The organism is Sediminibacillus albus, assembly GCF_900101125.1.
In the GTDB taxonomy this organism is placed as follows: domain Bacteria; phylum Bacillota; class Bacilli; order Bacillales; family Amphibacillaceae; genus Sediminibacillus; species Sediminibacillus albus.
The window spans coordinates 613,904-634,970 of the sequence record NZ_FNFL01000002.1 but is presented as its reverse complement, the minus strand read 5'-3'; the positions used below and the strand labels follow the sequence as shown (position 1 = coordinate 634,970).

At 41.4% G+C, this 21,067-nt stretch carries 18 protein-coding genes, 1 rRNA gene, 1 riboswitch and 1 other annotated feature; of the genes, 7 read left to right on the top strand and 12 right to left on the bottom strand.

The features are described 5' to 3' along the window. The 6 genes from BLR93_RS09170 to BLR93_RS09140 form a co-directional block, all read right to left on the bottom strand. Positions 1 to 271: ribosomal RNA gene (locus BLR93_RS09170) — 16S ribosomal RNA — on the bottom strand; the annotation flags it as partial. A gap of 307 nt (positions 272 to 578) precedes the next feature. Next, a complete protein-coding gene (locus BLR93_RS09165; RefSeq protein WP_093213435.1) occupies positions 579 to 887 on the bottom strand; it encodes a rhodanese-like domain-containing protein in 309 nt (102 codons plus the stop codon). Between the two features lie 168 nt (positions 888 to 1,055). Continuing rightward, positions 1,056 to 3,473 carry a leucine--tRNA ligase gene (leuS, locus tag BLR93_RS09160; protein WP_093213433.1) on the bottom strand — a complete coding sequence of 806 codons (2,418 nt, stop codon included), beginning with the start codon at positions 3,471 to 3,473 and terminating at the stop codon, positions 1,056 to 1,058. Positions 3,474 to 3,584: 111 nt separating this feature from the next. After that, positions 3,585 to 3,800 (bottom strand) — a binding site (T-box leader). 86 nt (positions 3,801 to 3,886) lie between these two features. Further along, positions 3,887 to 5,536 carry a methyl-accepting chemotaxis protein gene (locus BLR93_RS09150; RefSeq protein ID WP_093213431.1) on the bottom strand — a complete coding sequence of 550 codons (1,650 nt, stop codon included), beginning with the start codon at positions 5,534 to 5,536 and terminating at the stop codon, positions 3,887 to 3,889. A 9-nt stretch (positions 5,537 to 5,545) separates the two neighbouring features. Beyond that, on the bottom strand, positions 5,546 to 6,505 hold the full coding sequence (locus tag BLR93_RS09145; RefSeq protein ID WP_093213503.1) for a BMP family lipoprotein: 960 nt from the start codon (positions 6,503 to 6,505) through the stop codon (positions 5,546 to 5,548). A 309-nt stretch (positions 6,506 to 6,814) separates the two neighbouring features. Next, the gene (locus BLR93_RS09140) at positions 6,815 to 7,090 is read right to left on the bottom strand and encodes a DUF2524 family protein (protein ID WP_093213430.1); all 276 of its coding nucleotides are present in this window, start codon (positions 7,088 to 7,090) and stop codon (positions 6,815 to 6,817) included. Positions 7,091 to 7,226: 136 nt separating this feature from the next. Between BLR93_RS09140 and mnmM the strand changes: the two genes are divergently transcribed. Continuing rightward, positions 7,227 to 7,814: a tRNA 5-(aminomethyl)-2-thiouridylate-methyltransferase MnmM gene (gene mnmM, locus BLR93_RS09135; protein WP_093213429.1), complete on the top strand. Its 588-nt coding sequence runs from the start codon at positions 7,227 to 7,229 to the stop codon at positions 7,812 to 7,814. A 33-nt stretch (positions 7,815 to 7,847) separates the two neighbouring features. On the opposite strand, the gene BLR93_RS09130 is transcribed toward mnmM, so the two are convergent. Beyond that, entirely contained in the window at positions 7,848 to 8,912 is a 1,065-nt protein-coding gene (locus tag BLR93_RS09130; RefSeq protein WP_281241690.1) for a tetraprenyl-beta-curcumene synthase family protein, read from the bottom strand. A gap of 128 nt (positions 8,913 to 9,040) precedes the next feature. Here BLR93_RS09130 and BLR93_RS09125 point away from each other — a divergent pair, with 128 nt between their 5' ends. Together BLR93_RS09125 and BLR93_RS09120 are read left to right on the top strand one after the other, a co-directional pair. Beyond that, positions 9,041 to 9,556, top strand: a complete 516-nt coding sequence (locus BLR93_RS09125; RefSeq protein WP_093213428.1) for a gamma carbonic anhydrase — start codon at positions 9,041 to 9,043, stop codon at positions 9,554 to 9,556. 76 nt (positions 9,557 to 9,632) lie between these two features. Further along, complete coding sequence (locus BLR93_RS09120; RefSeq protein WP_245690100.1) at positions 9,633 to 10,529, top strand: C39 family peptidase; 897 nt, start codon at positions 9,633 to 9,635, stop codon at positions 10,527 to 10,529. Here BLR93_RS09120 and asnB read toward each other — a convergent pair. The 4 genes from asnB to BLR93_RS09100 all read right to left on the bottom strand — a co-directional run bounded on the left by asnB (position 10,519) and on the right by BLR93_RS09100 (position 15,338). Continuing rightward, positions 10,519 to 12,423 carry an asparagine synthase (glutamine-hydrolyzing) gene (asnB, locus tag BLR93_RS09115; protein ID WP_093213427.1) on the bottom strand — a complete coding sequence of 635 codons (1,905 nt, stop codon included), beginning with the start codon at positions 12,421 to 12,423 and terminating at the stop codon, positions 10,519 to 10,521. The genes BLR93_RS09120 and asnB overlap by 11 nt on opposite strands. A gap of 188 nt (positions 12,424 to 12,611) precedes the next feature. Then, on the bottom strand, positions 12,612 to 12,878 hold the full coding sequence (locus BLR93_RS09110; protein ID WP_093213426.1) for a hypothetical protein: 267 nt from the start codon (positions 12,876 to 12,878) through the stop codon (positions 12,612 to 12,614). Positions 12,879 to 13,307: 429 nt separating this feature from the next. Further along, the gene (gene metK / locus BLR93_RS09105) at positions 13,308 to 14,516 is read right to left on the bottom strand and encodes a methionine adenosyltransferase (protein WP_093213497.1); all 1,209 of its coding nucleotides are present in this window, start codon (positions 14,514 to 14,516) and stop codon (positions 13,308 to 13,310) included. Between the two features lie 221 nt (positions 14,517 to 14,737). After that, positions 14,738 to 14,844: riboswitch (SAM riboswitch) on the bottom strand. A gap of 107 nt (positions 14,845 to 14,951) precedes the next feature. Then, positions 14,952 to 15,338, bottom strand: a complete 387-nt coding sequence (locus BLR93_RS09100; protein WP_093213425.1) for a thiol-disulfide oxidoreductase DCC family protein — start codon at positions 15,336 to 15,338, stop codon at positions 14,952 to 14,954. Positions 15,339 to 15,501: 163 nt separating this feature from the next. Between BLR93_RS09100 and pckA the strand changes: the two genes are divergently transcribed. The 4 genes from pckA (at position 15,502) to BLR93_RS09075 (ending at position 20,461) form a co-directional block, all read left to right on the top strand. Further along, positions 15,502 to 17,088, top strand: a complete 1,587-nt coding sequence (gene pckA, locus BLR93_RS09095; RefSeq protein ID WP_093213424.1) for a phosphoenolpyruvate carboxykinase (ATP) — start codon at positions 15,502 to 15,504, stop codon at positions 17,086 to 17,088. Positions 17,089 to 17,883: 795 nt separating this feature from the next. Continuing rightward, positions 17,884 to 18,876 carry an ABC transporter substrate-binding protein gene (locus BLR93_RS09085; protein ID WP_175559299.1) on the top strand — a complete coding sequence of 331 codons (993 nt, stop codon included), beginning with the start codon at positions 17,884 to 17,886 and terminating at the stop codon, positions 18,874 to 18,876. Positions 18,877 to 18,888: 12 nt separating this feature from the next. Beyond that, positions 18,889 to 19,668: an ABC transporter ATP-binding protein gene (locus BLR93_RS09080; RefSeq protein ID WP_093213422.1), complete on the top strand. Its 780-nt coding sequence runs from the start codon at positions 18,889 to 18,891 to the stop codon at positions 19,666 to 19,668. Continuing rightward, positions 19,640 to 20,461, top strand: coding sequence for an ABC transporter permease (locus BLR93_RS09075; RefSeq protein WP_093213421.1), 822 nt, complete (start codon positions 19,640 to 19,642; stop codon positions 20,459 to 20,461). Before BLR93_RS09080 ends, BLR93_RS09075 begins: the two co-directional genes overlap by 29 nt. A 121-nt stretch (positions 20,462 to 20,582) precedes the next feature. On the opposite strand, the gene ytkD is transcribed toward BLR93_RS09075, so the two are convergent. Beyond that, on the bottom strand, positions 20,583 to 21,059 hold the full coding sequence (ytkD, locus tag BLR93_RS09070) for an RNA deprotection pyrophosphohydrolase (RefSeq protein WP_093213420.1): 477 nt from the start codon (positions 21,057 to 21,059) through the stop codon (positions 20,583 to 20,585). Between the last annotated feature and the right edge of the window lie 8 nt (positions 21,060 to 21,067).

Below are 21,067 nucleotides of genomic sequence, written 5' to 3'. Positions count from 1 at the left end.
CTAATGCGCCGCGGGCCCATCTGTAAGTGACAGCTCCGAAAAGCCGCCTTTCAACTTCTCTTCATGCGAAGAAAAGTATTACCCGGTATTAGCCCCGGTTTCCCGGGGTTATCCCAGTCTTACAGGCAGGTTGCCCACGTGTTACTCACCCGTCCGCCGCTCGTTCCATAGCTTTCACCCCGAAGGGATCCGGCTGTTTCACGCGCTCGACTTGCATGTATTAGGCACGCCGCCAGCGTTCGTCCTGAGCCAAGATCAAACTCTCCATAAAATATGAGCTTGCTTGCTCGTTCAAAAAACTAGCTTGTTTCTTACTTGACATACTGGTTGTTTTGTTCAGTTTTCAAAGATCAAATCCGCCGTCTATCAGCGACAGTAATTAAATTTTATCATCTGCATCGCAAGATGTCAATTCCAATTATTGGATAGAATTGAAGTTGTTTGCTTTTGACTGGTTCATGCGACAGCAATAAATATAATACTAACATTACTCATAAAAGTCAATCCCTTTTTCAAATCCCTAAAAGCACTGGCTCATTACGAAGAGAATAATTATAATATACCCTTTTCAATAAATCTTAAACCACAATTTCTCCATCCCATTCTAGCATTCCGCCTGTTAAGTTCATAACTTTAAACCCTTCTTCATTCATAAACAAAGCTGCATTCATGCTTCTCATTCCTGAATGGCAGATTAGTACGTAATTTTTCTGTTTATCCAATTCCTTTAAAGCCTCCGGAATCTCCCGCAAAGGAATATGCTCTGCCTCTTCAATCATGCCCTGGGCAACCTCTTCATTTTCTCTCACATCAATTAAAACAATGTCAGATTTTTCATCTAACATATCTTGTAACTCTGTAGAAGTAATTTCTTTAATATCATCCATTTCGATTCTCCTTACCATTATTGTTTACTGGCTTATTGTATTAAAGTAAATCAATTTGTCAAGCTGTTAACAGAATAAACAGGATGCTTCTGTCCATCTCCTTCTATTAATACGTTAAGATTTAAAGAACCCTCAACTGCCTGAGGGTTCTTTTGAATAATTTGAACATCAATTTGCTACAATGTTTACTAGTTTGCCTGGAACGGCAATCACTTTTCTTACTGTTTTGCCCTCCAGCCAATCCTGAATGCTTTCCAGCTCTAGTGCCTGCTTTTCTAAGTCGTCTTTCGACGTATCCTTTGGCACCATCATTTTAGCTCGCACTTTCCCCATTACTTGAATGGCTACTTCAACTTCATTTTCAATGAGTTTTGCTTCATCAAAAGCGGGCCAGCTTTGGTAAGCCAAAGTTTGGTTGTGGCCCAGTGTTTCCCACAACTCCTCAGCTATATGAGGAGCAACCGGAGACAAGATTTTTATAAAACCTTCAGCAAACGTTTTAGGGATTTCCTCTGCTTTGTATGCATCATTAATGAATACCATCATTTGGGAAATACCTGTATTAAAGCGAAGCGCTTCAAAATTCTCTGTAACTTTCTTGACTGTTTCATGGTAGCTTTTTTCAAGCGAGTTGTCCGTGGAGCCGTCGACAATTTTTTCAGAAGCCATTCCTTCATCTGTCACAAATAAGCGCCAAACCCTGTCGAGAAACCTTCTAGCTCCATCCAATCCATTGGTAGACCAGGCCACCGCTGCGTCTAGAGGCCCCATAAACATTTCATAAAGCCTAAGGGTATCCGCCCCGTGGGAAGCGACGATTTCATCAGGATTTACGACGTTGCCTTTGGATTTACTCATTTTTTCATTATTTTCTCCAAGGATCATCCCTTGGTTATATAATTTTTGGAATGGTTCCTTCGTCGGTACCGCGCCAATATCGTATAAGAATTTATGCCAGAAGCGGGCATAAAGAAGATGCAATACCGCATGCTCAGCGCCGCCAATATAGGTATCGACAGGCAGCCATTTTTGCAGCTTGTCATAATCGGCTAGGGCCTGTGTGTTGTCAGGATCGACATACCGCAAGAAATACCAGCAGCTTCCAGCCCATTGCGGCATAGTGTTTGTTTCCCTTCGTCCCTTCTTGCCGGTTGCAGGATCCACCACATTTACCCAGTCTTCTATATTGGCCAATGGTGATTCGCCAGTTCCGGAAGGTTTTATTTCCTTAGTCTTTGGCAGTTCAATTGGAAGGTCTTCTTCATTAACTGCAGATGTTGTACCATCTTCCCAGTGTATGATTGGAATAGGTTCTCCCCAGTAGCGCTGGCGGCTGAATAACCAGTCTCTTAAGCGATAAGTTACTTTTCGCTCCCCTTTTTGGTGGTCTTCCAGCCAATCGATTGCCTTTTGGATAGCAGCTGGTGTATCCAACCCATCAAGAAAGCCAGAGTTTATGTGGCTTCCATCTCCGATATATGCCGCCTCATTAGTATCTCCGCCTTCCACCACTGGAATGATGGATAAATTATATTTACGGGCAAATTCATAATCCCTTTCATCATGAGCTGGCACAGCCATAATTGCTCCTGAACCATAACTCATCAAGACATAGTCCGCCACCCAGATAGGAAGCTTCTCTCCATTAACCGGATTTACGGCATAAGCGCCTGTAAATACTCCGGTCTTTTCTTTGGCAAGATCCGTCCGCTCTAAATCACTTTTTGCCTGGACAGCTTTAATATACTCGGATACCCGAGATTGCTGTTCTTCAGACACAATTTTTGTAATTAACGGGTGCTCAGGAGCCATCACTGCATAGGTTGCTCCGAAGAGAGTGTCTGGCCTTGTAGTAAACACAGTAAACGTCTCATTAAAGCCATCTATGGCAAAATGCACTTCTGCTCCTTCTGATCTGCCTATCCAGTTTCGCTGCATATCTTTAATGCTTTCCGGCCAATCAAGGCCCTCTAAATCTTCCAACAAACGGTCCGCATAAGCAGTTATCTTCAACATCCACTGTTTCATCGGGCGGCGTTCTACTGGATGGCCGCCTCGTTCACTTTTGCCGTCAATCACTTCTTCGTTGGCAAGAACGGTACCTAGGGCCGGACACCAATTAACTGGTACCTCGTCAATATATGCAAGCCCTTTTTCATAAAGCTTGAGAAAAATCCATTGCGTCCACTTATAATAAGCTGGGTCTGTAGTATTTACTTCCCGGTCCCAGTCATAGGAAAATCCGAGTTCTTGAATTTGTCTTCGAAAGGTATCGATGTTTTTTTTGGTGAACTCTTCTGGATCGTTACCTGTATCCAAAGCGTATTGTTCAGCAGGAAGGCCAAAAGCATCCCAACCAATCGGATGAAGCACTTCATACCCTTGCATCCTTTTCATTCTGGATATGATATCAGTGGCTGTATACCCTTCCGGATGACCAACATGAAGGCCTGCTCCCGACGGGTACGGGAACATGTCGAGTACATAGTACTTATCCTTATTTGTATCCGACTTTGATTTAAACGTTTTGTTTTCCAACCAATAATTACGCCATTTTTTTTCTATCTTTTTATGGTCAAAAGACATTGGCCATTCCTCCTTGTCAACTGACAGTATTTATGAATTCGACTTGCCCGCCTTATGTGTCCTGCCTTTTTAAATTAAAAGAGGGTACAAAAAAAACCCCTTCATCCCAGAATATGGGACGAGAGATTTTTTCCCGCGGTACCACCCAACTTAGCGCATTCCTGCGCTCGCTTATAAGCCTTAACGCGAGCAAACGGCGAAAGCTACTGATAAAGTTCACTTCCGCGACATCAAAGGCGAGTTCATAAAGCCCAGGAGCAGCTTCCACCAACCGCTGCCTCTCTTATAACCTGGGACTTTACTAATATTCCTTATCCAAGTCGTTCATTATTATTTGTAATCGTATTGTAAAGAAAGCGCTCCTATTTGTCAAGGCTTGCCATTCTATGACATGACTACTTCAATTGTTGATATTATAACCGGAATTTGCCAACGGTATTATTAAGATCAGTTGTCATGTCTTTCAGTTTAGATACTTGCTCTACCATATGATTAAATGCGGTTAATTGTTCTTCTGTTGAAGCCGATATCTCTTCATTGCCCGCAGCGGACTGCTGGACAACAGCACTGATACTTTCCACATTGCTCAATACTTTGCCGCCAAGCCCTTTGGAATGTTGGATACCGTCCAACAGACCGGTTAATTCTGCAGTAATCCCCTGGACTTTCTGTTCAATGTCCCCGAAAGCTGAAGCAGTTTTATCCATAGAAGTCTGTTCTTCCTCTACAATTGCTGTTCCCTTATTTACTGAATCAGTAATATCATTGATGCCTGTTTCAATAAGTTTTACCATATCAAAAATATGCTTTGTAGCATTAGAAGAATCCTCTGCTAATTTTCGCACTTCTTCTGCAACTACCGCAAATCCTTTTCCAGCTTCACCAGCTCTTGCAGCCTCGATAGCAGCATTTAACGCTAGAAGATTGGTCTGTTCTGCAATCTCCGCAACAGATTTAGCCATTTGGTCGATTTCTCCGGTATAATTTGCAAACGTTTCTGCGGCCTGTTTTATTTGAATGGAGTTATCCGCATTTTCCCCCACTAGTTCTTGCTGCTTTTTAATGGCATCCTGGCCTGAAGCAACAGCCTGCATAGCTTGTTTTCCATAAGCAACCGACTGTTCGGTGTATTCCACGTTTTTCGAAAAACCTTTGTCCATTTGTTCAATCATTGTTACAGCATCCTGCAAATCCTCAGAGATGGTTTGTGTTCCAGCCGATAATTCATCAGTAGAAACAGCTACCTGCTTACTAACCTCTGTCAACGAAAGGTTTTCCTCCTCAATCACTTCAGCAAAACCCTCAACATCCTTACTTACACCTTCAATGGAATAAATCAGCTCTCTTAACTGTTCAGTCATTTGGCCGAATGATCCATTCAATGCACCGAGTTCATCTTTCCCTTTATAATCGATCGGTTCTACTGCGAGGTTTCCTGTTGCAATTTCCTTTGCATTTCCCGCTAGTTTTTGCAGTGCACCGGAAATCGAATTCGTCACTTTTAATGTGAATACGGATGCCAAAATAAGCAGGACAATGCAGCCAATGATAGATGAAATAATGGTAAACTGTATTTGTTTATCCAAATCCTGCTGCATTTGCTGATAATTCTCATTTGCAGATTGATTTAACATATATATATCGTTTAAGATTCCGTCTGTGCGTATCGACAGGCGTTTGGCCTCCCCTAAATCCCTTTCATTAAGGGAAGCAGCAGCACTTTCCTTCCAAACTTCGAATTTCTCTTCGGCTCTGGCCAGATATTGCATACTGTTATTATCTTTAACGAGTTGCTTTAAATCAGTGATTAGTTGTTCACTCGCGTCCATCTTAGTGATTGCCTCTTCCTTTAATGCATCTGTTTCAGAAAAAGAATAATTGCTTAAGCTTTGTTTTGCAGCATTCATTTCAGACTGGAATCTTTCAATATTAAGCAAAATCGTAACTTGATCCGCTGTTGACGATTGGATTTTAAGCATATTAAAAATAATGAATGCAACAATAAGACAAGCTAAAAACAATATACTCAGTGAATTTAACAGAAGCTTTTTCTTAATCGACATAATTTCCTCCTAGCTATCCTGTGAAAAGTTTTGTTTTGCTTTTTCTATTAATTGTTTCTCTTGATCCGAAAGTTCAATGATTCGGACAGGAGCTAACCCAACACCATTGTTGTCAATCCCCAACTCAATATGCCCTGTTTCGATTTCTCCCTTTTCCACTAAGCTTTGTGCCAAGTCGAAAACAGCGATATCGACCTTTTTCATTACAGAGGTGATAACCGCTTTTTCAGCATAAAAATATTGATCTGAATCGACTCCGATGGCAAATATGTTTTGTTTTTGCGCAGCTTTTAAAGCTCCTACACCAGTGAATCCAGCCGCGGCAAAAATTACGTCCACTTCATTATCGGCCATTTCTTCTGCAATCTCTTCTCCAAGTTTGTCATCCCCAAAGTCTCCTGCATACTCCACTTGGATATCAAGTTCAGGGTTCACTGATTTTGCTCCCTGTTCATATCCTTGAGCAAAGTCGTTGATTATTTGCGTATCATCGCCGCCAATAAAACCAATCTTGTTGTTGTCGGTTGTAATCGCCGCCATGATACCGGCCAGGTAGCTGCCCTGGTCAGCTTTAAATGTTACCGACGTTACATTTGATAATTCTGACACTGAGTCAATCAATACAAATTTTTGATCAGGATTTTCTTTTGCAACTTTCTCCAAATCTTCTTGCACCATATATCCTAGACCAATAATGACATCGTTTTCTTGTTCCACGAGTTCTTGCAAGCCTTCCTCATAGCTCCCAGACTCATCTACTTCCCTATAGTCAAATACAACTCCCAGCTCGTCCCTCGCTTTAGCCAGCCCTGTAAAAGCCGCGTCGCTGAATGACTGGTCTCCCAGTCCGACATCGGATAACATAATGCCTATTCTTGTTACGCTATCTTCTTCACCTGTTGCTTCCTGCTGCGAACAACCAGAAACATACATCATCAATAGCAAGACGAGCACAGTAATTTTCTTGATGCCCATTCATAAAACTCCCCTTTGTTAAATTAGTCACAAAAGTAATATCGGATAATCTTAGGGAATTTGTAGGAATATCCTCCTATAATTTAATCATTTATCATATATAAGATTATTCAAAAAATTATAATTATTAGGTGCGGTGAATAATATTGGTTTATCATTCTCTCAATAAAGGGACGCAGCTAGAAAGAGTGCCCGGGCGTTCACCCTTAAAACAGGTGGCAATCGTATATGATAAGGAAACAAAATCCTGGGTTCTTTACAAACTGAAAAACCACTGCCGCTCTTTTAACGGCAGTGGTTTTATTAATCGGCTAAGTCGTTTTGGTCAAGTATCATATCATTCAAGCATTGACTTGCTTTTAAATGCAGACGGTGTAGTTGGTCCCTTTGCTGAGGATTTGCGCTAACCATCATTTTTTCTATTTCCAACTCTATTTCTGAAAGCATTCTTTGGGCTTGAGAATAAGCAGCATCAACTTCATAACCATTTCTATTGGTAATATTAAGCTGTTGTTCTGCTTCGGCAATATACGAATTTGTTCGTTCAATAAGGTTTTCTACCGATTGTCTAGTAGCCATTTAATCACCTCGGTTATAAGATGTGCGAAATTCCCCTAATCCATACGCACACTTGTAAAGGGACCAGCATTTTTACATCTTTCGTGATAAAATTAACTTTCCATTAAGTATTGAAAGCTAAGAAAGGAAGAGAAAAATGCTGCAAAAAGTGATCCCATATGCACACCAACTGTTGAAAGAGGCAATTTACTCAGGTGACACCGTCATCGACGGAACATGCGGCAATGGGTATGACACCCTGTTTTTAAGCAATCTCGTCGGTGAAAGCGGTACTGTTTATGCTATTGATATTCAACAGGCGGCTATTGAAAACACCACCTCCCTTTTGAAAAAACATCAAATCAGCAATACGGTTTTATTATTAGAAGACCACCAATATATCAAACGGCATATCCCTGAAGAGGCATCAGGGACGATTGGAGCAGCTATTTTTAATTTGGGTTATTTGCCGGGGAGTGATAAACAAACAATTACTACTCCCGAAAGCACGATAAGCGCTATTGAAGCAATTACAGAAATACTTAGACCGGGAGGAGTTATTGCCATCGTTGTTTATTATGGACATAAGGGCGGCGAAATAGAAAAAGACGCACTGTTGAATTATGCGGGAAGCTTAGACCAGAAAACCTTTCATGTCTTAAAGTATGAATTCATTAACCAAAAAAACGATCCTCCATTTCTTCTCGCAATAGAAAAACGAACGCAGCCCAAAAAAACGGAATAAAACAGCTGTTTTCATTTTTCGGAGGCTGACTTCTTATTTTTTCCATTTGTTATAAACTTTTACGTTTAAGTAAAAAAAACTGGATCTCAATCCGCTTGCCTGTAATAACGTTTTGGTGACTTCTTTTCCGCCTTCTAATTTTCCTGCTTTAGGATCGGCTAAGTAAAGACCGACCAAGCCGTTATGGACCATTTCATGAAACTGGCGGTTGGGCAGATGCTGCACATGTTTATTGGTCTGTTCTATAAAGAAAAGCAGGCGCTCCTTCATATGGTCTGCGTCTTGATAATAATTGCAGAAATTTAAGTCTCCCTCCGCCAAGTCTTCCTGTTGATCTATATAGTAGTCCAGCAATATATGTAGACCTTGCATAAATGGGAAGTAACTATCAAATAAAAGCGCGGCAAGATGTTCGGACATTTTTTCTCCCATGGCATAAGAAACCATACAAAAGATACCGAGTGTAGACCCGCTCGAAGCTGAAAACTCATACCAGCTTAAATATGGCCACTTTTGTTTGTGGTTTTCATGCCACTCTTGCAAGCGCGGAATTCTTTCCTCTTCTTCGACATGCTTATGGACTTGGAGATCAGCATATAACCCTTCCAGTTCAAGAATATAGTCCTTAATAACCTGATAACTCGTTAATGTCCTCAAACTATTTTGACAGGTTCTGACCAGATCAGATAAGTATTCTCCGTCATTTTCTTCCTTCCGATAGAAATAATAATTTTTCATTTCATTTCCGGGAGATAAAGCATCCTGCATCGATTGGTGAAGCATTTGGAAGTCCGTTGGATCAAGCGACGTACTGCGGTCGCATAAATTATCCAAGTAATCGCTGATTGTTTGGTAAGCCACGATAAAACGGATAGCCTCTTTCCAGTTTGAACCAGCAAGGATACTATAAACCGATCCGCCTTGGCAGTGAAATTTTTTAGTGTGGATACTATCCAATGCTTGCTTTCTTAATTCCTTGTCAGGAATATCGTTCGCTCTTTTCTCCCAATAAGCCAATTCGGATTCGACTGCTGGAAAGATTTTTCGGTATACATGCTTCATTAATATGGGTGAGGTGCGCGGAACGCGGAACGTCAAAATATCTCCCTCTTTCTATTTCGATAAAATGCAGTACATTGTGTTGCTGCCGGTTGTATTTTTTTACTAATACAAATGATTGTTATGATACTATTATCTATAACATCATAATTTACAGGGGGTTTCAAATGATTTACGAATATAAGGGCAAAAAACCAGTCGTTCACGAATCTGCTTTCATCGCTGGCGATGCTATATTAACTGGAGATATAACGATAAGCGAACAAGCAAGCATTTGGTTCAAAACGGTCATAAGAGGCGATGTCGCTCCTGTATATATTGGCAAGCAGGCAAACATCCAGGACCTCAGCCTTCTGCATCAAAGCCCTGGAATGCCGCTGGTAATTGAAGACGGTGTGACAATCGGCCACCAGGTAACTCTTCATTCCGCAAAAATAAGAAAAGGAGCTTTAGTCGGAATGGGCTCAATCATTTTAGACGATGCCGAAATAGGTGAACAAGCATTTATCGGCGCCGGAAGCCTAGTTCCGCCCGGAAAAGTGATTCCTCCGCGATCCCTTGCATTCGGCCGTCCAGCTAAAGTAATTCGCGAATTAACCGAAAAAGATTTTTCCGAAATGGATCGGATTCGAAACTCTTACGTAGAAAAAGGCCAGTACTATAAGGGACAGCAGGAAAAATAACTACATTTTGTCATATTTGCACCCTGTTTTTTTTGTCGAAATGCGTTATCCTAAGAACAGGAGGTGCAGTGGCATCATGGTATTATATTACTTGGGAATATTCGCGCTTATGATGGCACTCATGCTCGTCTATTCCATGAAAAAGGCTGACAAAAGAGGCTCTAAGCTATTTTATAAAACGCACGCTGTCTTATTTGGCGTTTGTTGTTTCATTGTTTCGGTCATCGTCCTGAACAATTATAAGGAAGAATGGCTCCCGCAAACGAAGGCATGGATCAAGCACCAGGCTAACCCTGTCAGGGCCATGGCGGATGAGCTGCCCTCTGCTGAGCTGGAACCAGTCTTCCCTTTAATCGAACAATTTCAGATGAGGTCTTCCGTAGTGTTGGAAGCTCCAATTATTCAACAATATCCTCAGCTTCCCAGAGGTTGTGAAGTCACCAGCCTTGCGATGCTGCTCCAATTCCACGGAATTGATGCATCCAAGATGAAACTGGCCGATGAAATTGCTAAAGATGATACACCTTATAAACAGACAGAAGATGGAGTGTTTTTCGGCAATCCTGCCAAAGGATTTGTTGGCGATATGTATTCACTCAGCAATCCGGGTTATGGCGTTTACCACCAGCCAATTGCCGAGCTAGCTGAAACTTACGCTGGTGATAAAGTACATGACTTTAGCGGCGGCAGCTTTTATGAAATTTTCAAGCATATTAATAATAATCATCCTGTATGGGTGATAACAAACACTGCATTCAAAAAATTACCTAAAAGCAGCTTTCAAACTTGGAAGACTCCGCAAGGACCCATTGACATAACAATGAAAGAGCATTCTGTATTGGTTACCGGCTATGACGAAACATTTATTTATTTTAATGATCCTCTTGTTAACAAACAAAGAAAAGCACCCATTGACGACTTCGAAGAAGCATGGGTGCAAATGGGAAAGCAAGCAATTACGGTTATACCGTAAGCTTGCTTTTTGTTTTATCTTCTTCACGTAATTCAGCAAAAGGGTGTTTTCTTTCAATATAGATCTGGTGCCAAAGCATAAACATCAACACAGTCCAAATTTTACGGCTGTAATCGCCTTTTCCTTGGCAGTGCGCTTCTAATAAGTTTAGAATGTACGATTTATGCAACAAATGCTCCGTTTCACTTTCCAAAATAAGCGTCTTTGCCCAATCGTATAATTCATCTTTGAGCCAATGGCGGATAGGAACAGGAAAGCCTAGTTTTTTTCGATCCAGTACATGGTCAGGGACAATGTCTCTGGAAGCTTCCCGCAGAATGCTTTTTGTGGTTCCGTTAGCGATTTTTAAGTCGACAGGGATTTCACTGGCTACTTTAAACACTTCTTTGTCCAAAAACGGCACACGGAGTTCTAAAGAATGGGCCATTGTCATTTTATCTGCTTTAAGCAAAATATCCCCTCTCAACCACGTGTGGATATCTACATATTGCATTTGGTTGACCGGATGTTCATTAGCTGCATTTTCGTACAGCTGTTTGGTGATTTGCTGGTAAGCCACGCTGGAGTCATAGGTTTTAAGCAATTGCTCTTTCTCGTTCTCTTCGAACATTTTAGCATTGCCGATATAGCGATCCTTTAAAGGAGTTGTTCCCCGTTCCAGGAAGCTCTTTCCCCTAACTCCTTCTGGAAGAACAGATGCAACTCTCGACAATAACCCTTTGGCGGGGCCGGGGATGGAATGAAATAATTTCAGAGAATCAGGCTCCCGATAGATATTATACCCTCCGAATAATTCATCCGATCCTTCACCGGACAACACAACTGTTACATGCTTGCTCGCTTCTCTGCCGACAAAGTACAGCGGGACACATGCCGGATCTGCTAAAGGATCATCCATATGCCACATGATTTTAGGTAATTTTTGTACATATTCTTCCGGTGTAATAGTATATGAAATATTTTCGACGCCTAATTTTTCAGCAGTTTCCTTTGCTACATCTACTTCTGAATAACCATCTCTTTCAAAACCGACAGAAAATGTTTTTATATTTGGGTTAAATTCTCTTGCAATTGCAACAATCAGGGAAGAATCGATACCGCCTGATAAGAAAGAGCCGACAGGTACGTCACTGCGCATATGGACATTCACGGAATCATACATGACGTCCTGGATCCGTTTGATCCATTGCTTCTTTTCCATTAATACAGGCTCAAAACGCGCATGCCAATAACGAGTGAATTCAATGCTTTCTCCCGGCCTTTTAACAAAGAAATGACCTGGCTCTACCTTTAGCACTCCTTCGCTTAAAGTCATCGGTTCAGGAGCAAATTGAAAACTTAAATATTGCTGTAAAGCCTCTGTGTTCACTTGGTCATTATCTTTCATTAAAGTGATACTTTTTTTCTCGGATGCGAAGTATGTACCTTCGTCGGTTTCACTGTAAAAAAGCGGTTTGATGCCAAATGGATCTCTCACACCATACAGAACCTGTGCTTTTTTATCCCAGATTAGGACAGAAAACATCCCACGCAGGTGTTGAAAAGCGTCGGTTCCATGCTCTTTAAACATTGCGATAATAACTTCTGTATCTGATTCTGTATCAAACGAATAACCTTTGGCAATCAACTGTTCTCTTAGCTCAATATAATTGTAAATTTCCCCATTAAAAATCATCCAGTAATGATCATTATCATAATTGAACGGCTGCTGCCCACTCTCTATATCAATAATACTTAATCGCCTAAAACCTAAAGATATATATTCATCATAGAAATACCCTTCGTCATCAGGGCCTCTATGAGTAATTACATTATTTTGCATTTGAAATTCATCTTTATTATTTTGGTCTGGCACTTGAGGTTGGTTGCGGATCATACCAATAAAACCACACATATTCTTGCCTCTCTTTCTATATGTTTACATCTTGTTAATTATAGCACAATCGAAAATTCAATACTAATTCTATTTTGTTTGCTATTCCTTTATTACCCGATTCATTGGAGTAGAAACTCATTGTCCAATAAGGGCATCCTCCAACCCTTATATTAGTCGGAGCCATACCCTTAGGACAGGTTAAAAACTTACCAGAAAAGGAATGGAAGCAGCGTAAGAGCGGCTATCGAAGCAAATGCAATTCCATACCCGGGGCCATACCCCCATCCCCAGCCTGGTCCGTATAGAAAAAGGCCGGGGCCAGGTCCTGAATCGCCTATCCTGTTTTCAACAGGACGGATGAACACACGATCACGGTGGACTCTATCGATAATCCCCCGGTGAACATTCCCATCATGACAGGTGATCTTGACAGCTTCTCCGACATTCCTGCAACATGTTTCATAATGGCTCATTGACAAAAAACCTCCTTTAAAACAAAGTAAGGCATACAAATAAACTAACTACGTTAGTTACAGCCATCATATGACAAATCCTCCAAAACCAATCGGGCGAACAAAACAAAAAAAGAGCGGAAATTAAAAGAAAAGCGAAACCTGCCTGTTTGGCGATGTACAGACTGTGCCCGCGCATCGCGGGTAGTTCGACGTTGCCGCGCATCGTGGTGGGGTTAGATCGAACTTTCTTTCTTTTTGATAAAGAAAACACAGAGCGCTAGCGATGATGTTAACTTATCGGACGAAGGTGCAGGAAGTCTGCTAATCGCTGGGAGGTGGAGTAACAGCCAAGAAAAAAACAACCGGGCAGCCGGACAGGCCTATAGGAGTTTACCGGCTGAAAAATAATGATAGGACTAAGCCAAAGGCTTAGTCCTATCATTGTCTTTACTTACTATTCTGTTCTGCGATTTTTTTCAGGTTGTCTACTTTATCTGTTTTTTCCCAAGGAAACTCGATGTCAGTCCTTCCAAAGTGGCCATAAGCAGCTGTATCTTTATAAATCGGACGTTTTAAATCAAGCATCTTAATAATCCCTGCCGGGCGAAGATCAAATAATTCTCTCACAGCCTCCACTAATTGCAGTTCGGTAACTTTTCCTGTTCCAAACGTATTAATAGAAATAGATACAGGTTCTGCTACCCCAATAGCGTATGCAAGCTGAACTTCACAGGACTCTGCTAACTGAGCCGCTACAATATTTTTAGCAACATAACGGGCTGCATAAGCTGCGGAACGATCGACTTTAGTTGCGTCTTTTCCGCTAAATGCTCCGCCGCCATGGCGCGCATAGCCTCCGTAAGTATCAACAATGATTTTACGGCCAGTCAAGCCTGCATCCCCTTGAGGGCCGCCAATCACAAAACGGCCAGTAGGATTAATAAAGTACTTGGTTTGTTCATCCAATAACTCTTCAGGAACAATCGGGTTTATAACAAATTCTTTTAAATCCTGTTGAATTTGTTTTAATTCTATTTCCGGGTGATGTTGGGTAGAAATAACGATTGTATCCACTCTGACCGGTTTATCATTTTCGTCATATTCAATCGTTACTTGCGTTTTTCCATCGGGACGCAGGTACGGAAGAATACTCTCTTTCCTGACATCAGACAGCCGTTTACTGATTTTATGGGCTAATGAAATTGGAAGCGGCATTAATTCTGGGGTTTCATTGTTGGCATAGCCGAACATCAACCCCTGGTCTCCGGCACCAATCGCTTCGATTTGATCGTCGTAACTTGTATCCTCACGAGCCTCCAATGCTTGGTTCACACCGCCAGCAATGTCTGGAGACTGCTCATCAATAGCTGTCAGCACAGCGCATGTTTCCGCATCGAAACCATACTTCGCGCGGGTATAACCAATGTCTTTAACGGTTTTGCGCACAATACTAGGGATATCAACATAAGTAGTAGTAGTAATTTCCCCGGAGACTAAAACAAGGCCGGTGGTGACTGTAGTCTCACAGGCAACACGGGCGTTTGGATCACTTTTTAATATTTCATCTAAAATAGCATCAGATATCTGGTCACATATTTTATCAGGATGTCCTTCCGTAACCGATTCAGATGTGAATAATCGACGATTTGCAGCCATTCTGCTAAATCCTCCTTCATTTTCTTCAAGTATAATACGGAACTGCTCTTTCCTTTGGTATGTTATTACAGAATAGTTCAGCTGGTGAATCATGCTTTTCGTATCACTGTTTTTATCATTCAATCGGAAAATTGATAAGACCATAGTAGGTAGGCAATAAGCTCTAACAAAAGAAAAAATCCTTTCCTTTATGGGATAAGGAAAGGAAAATGGCCTTTCTCGTCTTATCGTCCAAGGAAAAAACCTTGCATCAGGTTAGCACCTTTTCATCTAAATGATGGTTGCCGGGTTTCTTCGGGCCTGTCCCTCCGCCGACTCTGGATAAGAGAGTATCCGTTCGCATTACATCGTATCTAAACAGACCGCCATTGTCAATAAATTACTACCACTTTTGTCGGGATTAACTCTCTAATTATTGGGGTATTAAGGTATTAATTATTGGGGTATTTTACATACTCCATTGGTGCACTTATTTTTAAAAAGCTGGTACCTATTCTTAGCGATCCATTTATATAGAGGTTCTCCGATAATTTCCGACTTAGGAATATACATTAATATTCCGAGCGGCATGGTTAGTAAACAACGAATTAACATGAACCTGACCGCCTGGTACCCGGTTATTCGATTGCCATTTGGCATAATAATATGAATTTCTCCTCTAATTGCTTCTTTTTCCTGGTTAGACAGGAGATTCGTTTGTTCATATTTCTGTAAGGACACCCAATCAAACACCTTGAACCAGTCAAGGATGTGAATAATTTTCTTTGTCTGCTGGCACAGATAACAATCTTTATCATACAAAACAATGGATTTGCTCTTCATATTTCCCGCCCTTTTCTTTTTTTACTTCCCTATTCCCCATTTTAACCTTAATTAAATTTATAGGGAAATAACGGGTTATTAGTATGGAATAAATGGATTAATGTGTTATACTATTTTATGATATTTAAGTACTAAGCAAGCTTAAAAAAGGATGTGAGCGCAAATGAACAAAATTAATGAAAGCGTTTTAACAAATGAACTAACAGGATTGCCTAATTGCAGCGAAAATTTGTCAATTCACCAATTAACCAGAAAAATCACTGCACGTGGGGAAGGTCATACGACTAATACAGGAGCTGTCAGTGTTGTAACCGGAAAATATACCGGACGCTCTCCAGAAGATAAGTTTATTGTTCAGACTGATGAGCTTAAGGACAATATTGATTGGGGAAAGGTAAACAAGCCAATTGATCAAAACACCTTTTACTCATTGTATATAAAAGTTGTTAATCATCTCCGTAACCAGGATGAGTTTTTCTCATTTACAGGTTATGCTGGAGCAGACCAACACTACCGCCTTCCCATCAAAGTGATTACCGAATTTGCCTGGCATAATTTATTTGCCAGACAACTGTTTATTGAAGCTGATGACAATGATTGGGACTGCGGCCAAGGTTGTTTTACAGTCATTTCCGCTCCTTCTTTTAAAGCAGATCCGGAATTGGACGGAACTAATTCGGAAGCCTTCATTATTATTTCCATGGAGGAAAAGGTAATATTGATAGGAGGAACGGAATATGCCGGGGAAATAAAAAAGTCGGTATTTTCTGTGATGAATTATTTATTGCCCCAGAAAAACGTCCTGCCTATGCATTGTTCAGCTAATGTCGATTACGATGGAGATGTTTCTCTTTTCTTTGGCTTGTCAGGAACAGGGAAAACGACACTGTCTGCTGATCCTGGCCGCCTTCTGATCGGAGATGACGAACACGCTTGGTCACCTAATGGTATCTTTAACATAGAAGGCGGCTGTTACGCCAAATGTGTCGGCCTCTCCCGGGATAAGGAACCGCAAATTTACGATTCCATCCAGAATGGTGCAGTTCTGGAAAATGTCATTTGTACCGACGGTGTACCAGATTTTGATAATACAAGCTTGACAGAAAATACTCGTGCAGCTTATCCGCTGCGCCATATAAATAATAGTGTTGTCCCCAGCACTGCCGGCCACCCAAGAACAATTATTTTCCTTACAGCAGATGCTTCTGGTGTACTTCCGCCAATCAGCAGGTTGAACAAGGAGCAGGCAATGTACCATTTCATGAGCGGCTATACGAGTAAACTTGCTGGAACGGAACGCGGGGTGACTAAGCCGCAAGCTACATTTTCCGCATGCTTTGGTGCTCCCTTTTTACCGCTTAATCCCCGGCGGTATGCTGATATGTTAGGAGAAAAAATTGATAAGCATGGGGTCGATGTTTTCCTAATAAATACAGGATGGATTGAAGGGCCCTTTGGAAAGGGGAAAAGAATTCCGCTTGAATACACTAGGGCAATGGTACGCGCAGCTCTGCAAGGTGAGCTTGATGAGGTTGATTCCTCTGCTGATCCAATTTTCGGCTTGCAAATACCGGTAACTGTTCCAGAAGTGCCAGAGAAGTTATTACGCCCTTGGGAGACATGGAATTCTTATGAATCATACAAACTTAAAGCTGAGCAACTGGCAGCCAGGTTTCACGAAAACTTTGAAAAATTTACCGATGTTGATTCTGCTATCGTTAATGCCGGACCTCTTTATAAGCCAGTCTAAACTCAAATTGGAAGGCTAAGGATATGACAATCCTTAGCTTTCTCCTTTTCATAAAGATACTTCTTGTTTCTCCACTAATTATTTATCTTTACCCTATGGATGAGAACCCCCTGCGTATTTTCGTTCCAGGAAAAGAAACAATTCGAAAACACCCCTTAATGACAACTGCCCATTTAGAGCATGGAGAAAATGGCCATCTACCTAGCGATCTAGCTAAATGAATCAGCGCCTTTTTCGATTTTGAGCTACTCTGTGGGAAAAATAAAAATCTACAAGCTGAGAGGTTGAGACAAAAGGAGTGACGACACTATTTCTTCCTTCGAACAAACTTCAGTGCTTGCGCCGGCAGCATACTTCGCTTCCCCTGGGCACGGCCTCAGCTCCTTGAAAATAAAGGAGCCATTTTTGGTTGCGATGATAGGGCTGTTGGCAGAAAACACTACACAGACTTTCAGTGGAGGGAAGGCCTCGGTGAGACCCCGCAGAGCGCAAGCTCGAGGAGGCTCACCAGCCGCCCGCGGAAAGCGTAGTGTATTTCCGCAGCGCACAGTACTAGCGCTTTACCGATACTACTGTTCCAACGCCATTTATATCCCATTACGCCAGCAATCGAAGCTTGAAGATGCTCTGTTAAAACTTTATAAGCTGTTATCGTTCGGGTTTTGCAAGTGGATGTGTATGTTATGTCCCAACCACTTTTTATTTACTTCCTATGTTTTACTGGGCGTTTCACACAATTCTGGGCTTGCGCATAAATTACAACATATGAATACATCCACTGAGAGGTTGACTAACATGATTAAATATCGATTGTTTCTTTTATCCGCATTAATACTTGTGCTTGGACTAACAGGCTGCAGCTCTGTTGGCAGCAAGACCAATATTAAGATTGCCGAAGTGACCCGCAGCATTTTTTATGCTCCCCAATATGTAGCCTTGGAAGAAGGATTTTTTGCAGATGAAGGTTTAGAGGTGGAGTTAAAGACGACATGGGGTGGAGATAAAACAATGACTGCTTTACTCGCAGATGATGCAGACATCGCCCTGGTCGGGTCAGAAACCTCTATTTATGTTGCAGCAAGAGGGACCAATGATCCAATTATTAATTTTGCCCAATTAACACAAACCGATGGAACCTTTCTCGTAGCTAAGCAGCCAGACGACAACTTTTCCTGGGAAGATTTAAAGGGCAGTGACTTTCTTGGACAGCGCAAGGGTGGTATGCCCCAGATGGTTGGAGAATACGTGTTAAAACAGAATGGTATCGATCCGCAACATGACTTAAACTTGATTCAAAACATTGACTTTGCGAATATTCCCGGAGCTTTCACTTCTGGAACAGGGGAGTATGTACAATTGTTTGAACCGCAAGCAAGCATGTTCGAAGCAGAAGGCAATGGCTATATCGTTGCTTCATTCGGTGAAGAATCAGGCCATGTTCCTTATACTGTTTTTATGGCTAAGCAAAGCTTTCTTGAGGAACATGAAGCTTCCGCCAAAAAATTTACGCGTGCGATTTATCAAGCGCAACAATTTATTCAGCAACACTCTTCCGAGGAAATTGCTGAGATTGTAGCGCCTTATTTTGAAGACACCGACTTACAGTTACTAGCTTCTTCGATTGAACGTTACAAGAGCCAAGGTTCGTTTGCCGAAAATCCTATACTTGATGAAGAGGAATGGGATAATTTGAAAAACATCATGGACGAATCAGGGGAACTGCCAGAAGATATTCCTTATAAAGACCTTGTCAACACAAATATTGCTGAAGATGTGATGAACGAATAGGAGGATGGAAAAATGTCTTTCTTAAAACTTAATCATATTTCCCACCAATATTTTCACGACAAAGGTTATACCAAATCTGTGGATAATATCTCGATGGCCATCGAGGAAGGAGCATTTATTTCCGTCTTAGGGCCGAGCGGCTGCGGAAAAACGACCTTGTTATCCATTATTTCCGGTATTATCCAGCCAACACATGGAGAGGTGCTTTTAAGAAACCAGCCCCTTTCCAATACTGCATCTGGTATAGGTTACATGCTTCAGCAGGATTACCTTTTTCCCTGGAAAACGATTCTTGATAACGTCTTAACCGGGCCAAAGATACAAAGTAAGGAAACAGAGCAAACCAAAGATAAAGCTATACAAATTTTACACGAAATTGGGCTTGCCAACGTCGTCCACTCTTATCCTAAATCCTTATCAGGGGGAATGCGGCAGCGGGCTGCACTGGCCAGGACCCTTATGACCGATCCGAATTTACTCCTGCTCGACGAACCTTTTTCTGCCCTTGATTACCAGACAAAGCTGAAGTTAGAAGATTTGGTATCAAGCCTATTGAAGGAGTATAACAAAACATCTATTTTGGTCACTCATGATATTGGTGAAGCAATCGCAATGAGTGACCGGATATTTCTGATGAAAGCAAATCCGGGAGAAATAGCCGAAATTTTTGAAGTGCCGATTGAAATAAGAAATCTGCAGCCATTTCAAGCTAGAAAACATTTAAAGTACCAATTATTATTCGACCGTATTTGGGAGGAGTTGAATGAACTTGAAAACAAACACCCTGTCTGATGAACAACTTTTCGAACAATATAAAAAGCAGCGCAAGGCATACAGGAAAAGTATTACTTTCTGGCAATTGGTTATCTTTGCTGCCTTTTTTATCAGTTGGGAATTCGCAAGCAGGATGGAATGGATTGATCCGTTAATTTTCAGCTCTCCCTCCAAGGTCGGCCACTTATTCGCAGAAAAATTAATAGATGGATCACTTTGGTTCCATCTACAAGTGACTCTATTGGAAACCATTATCGGTTTTGTTGCCGGTACACTGCTTGGAATTATTCTTGCAGCAATCCTCTGGTGGTCTGAAAAGCTTTCAAAGATACTGGACCCGTATCTAGTCATCCTCAATGCTATGCCGAAAGTTGCTCTTGGGCCAATTATCATCGTTGCCCTTGGTCCTGGTTATGTCTCAATTATCGCAATGGGAGCGATAATCTGTATTATTATTACTGCCTTAGTTGTTTACTCCGCCTTTCGGGAAGTAGACGAAAATTATGTGAAAGTGCTGAAAAGCTTCGGAGCAACTAGATGGCAATGCTTTACCACTGCGATTTTGCCTGCTTCTTTTCCAGCTATGATATCGACTTTGAAAGTCAACGTAGGCCTGTCGTGGGTGGGAGTGATTGTAGGGGAATTCCTTGTATCGGCAAAAGGGCTTGGTTACTTAATTGTATATGGATTTCAAGTGTTCGATTTCACCCTTGTATTATACAGTCTGCTTGTTATAGCGATTCTGGCTGCCCTTATGTATCAGCTTGTAGAAAAGCTCGAAAAATGGTTAATCAAAAATACTGCAGGTTAACTCAAAAACAGTTCAAGGTCTGACCTGAGTTCGGGCAGACCTTGTCTGTTATAACAGTTTGTTTTTATCTGGCATGTTGCTGCAGAAGACAAAGTAAGTAACAGATAAAAAAACGAAATGCTTACCGAAATTGAGCTAATTGGTAAATCCGGTTCAAGCTATTCGGCAAAACATCATCTTTCATCATAAAACTGAAGTCCGGATTAATTTTTATATGTTCAGGCAGCTTTTCCAATTGTACTGGACCAAAGGTTTCATAGTAGGAGTTTTGCTCAATAACTTTTTCAATAGTGGCAAAATAGATATTTTTGATGATGGTCCCACCTTTTCCGGCAACATTGTATTGCCCTACATAGATGAGCTCCTTCACAATTCCGCCGGTTTCCTCATTAACTTCTCTTATAGCCGCCTCTTCTGCAGATTCCCCTTCTTCCACTTTCCCTCCGGGGAATTCAATTCCTCTGTCTTTGTGATTTGTCAGAAGCCATTGCTCTTTCCACCTGCAAATTACCCATACATGCTTAGGGCTCTTTGAAAAAGGATGGTCATCGAATGATAGCTGCACTTCGTTGTTATAGTAATCAGTAAATGTAATCATTGAGTTCA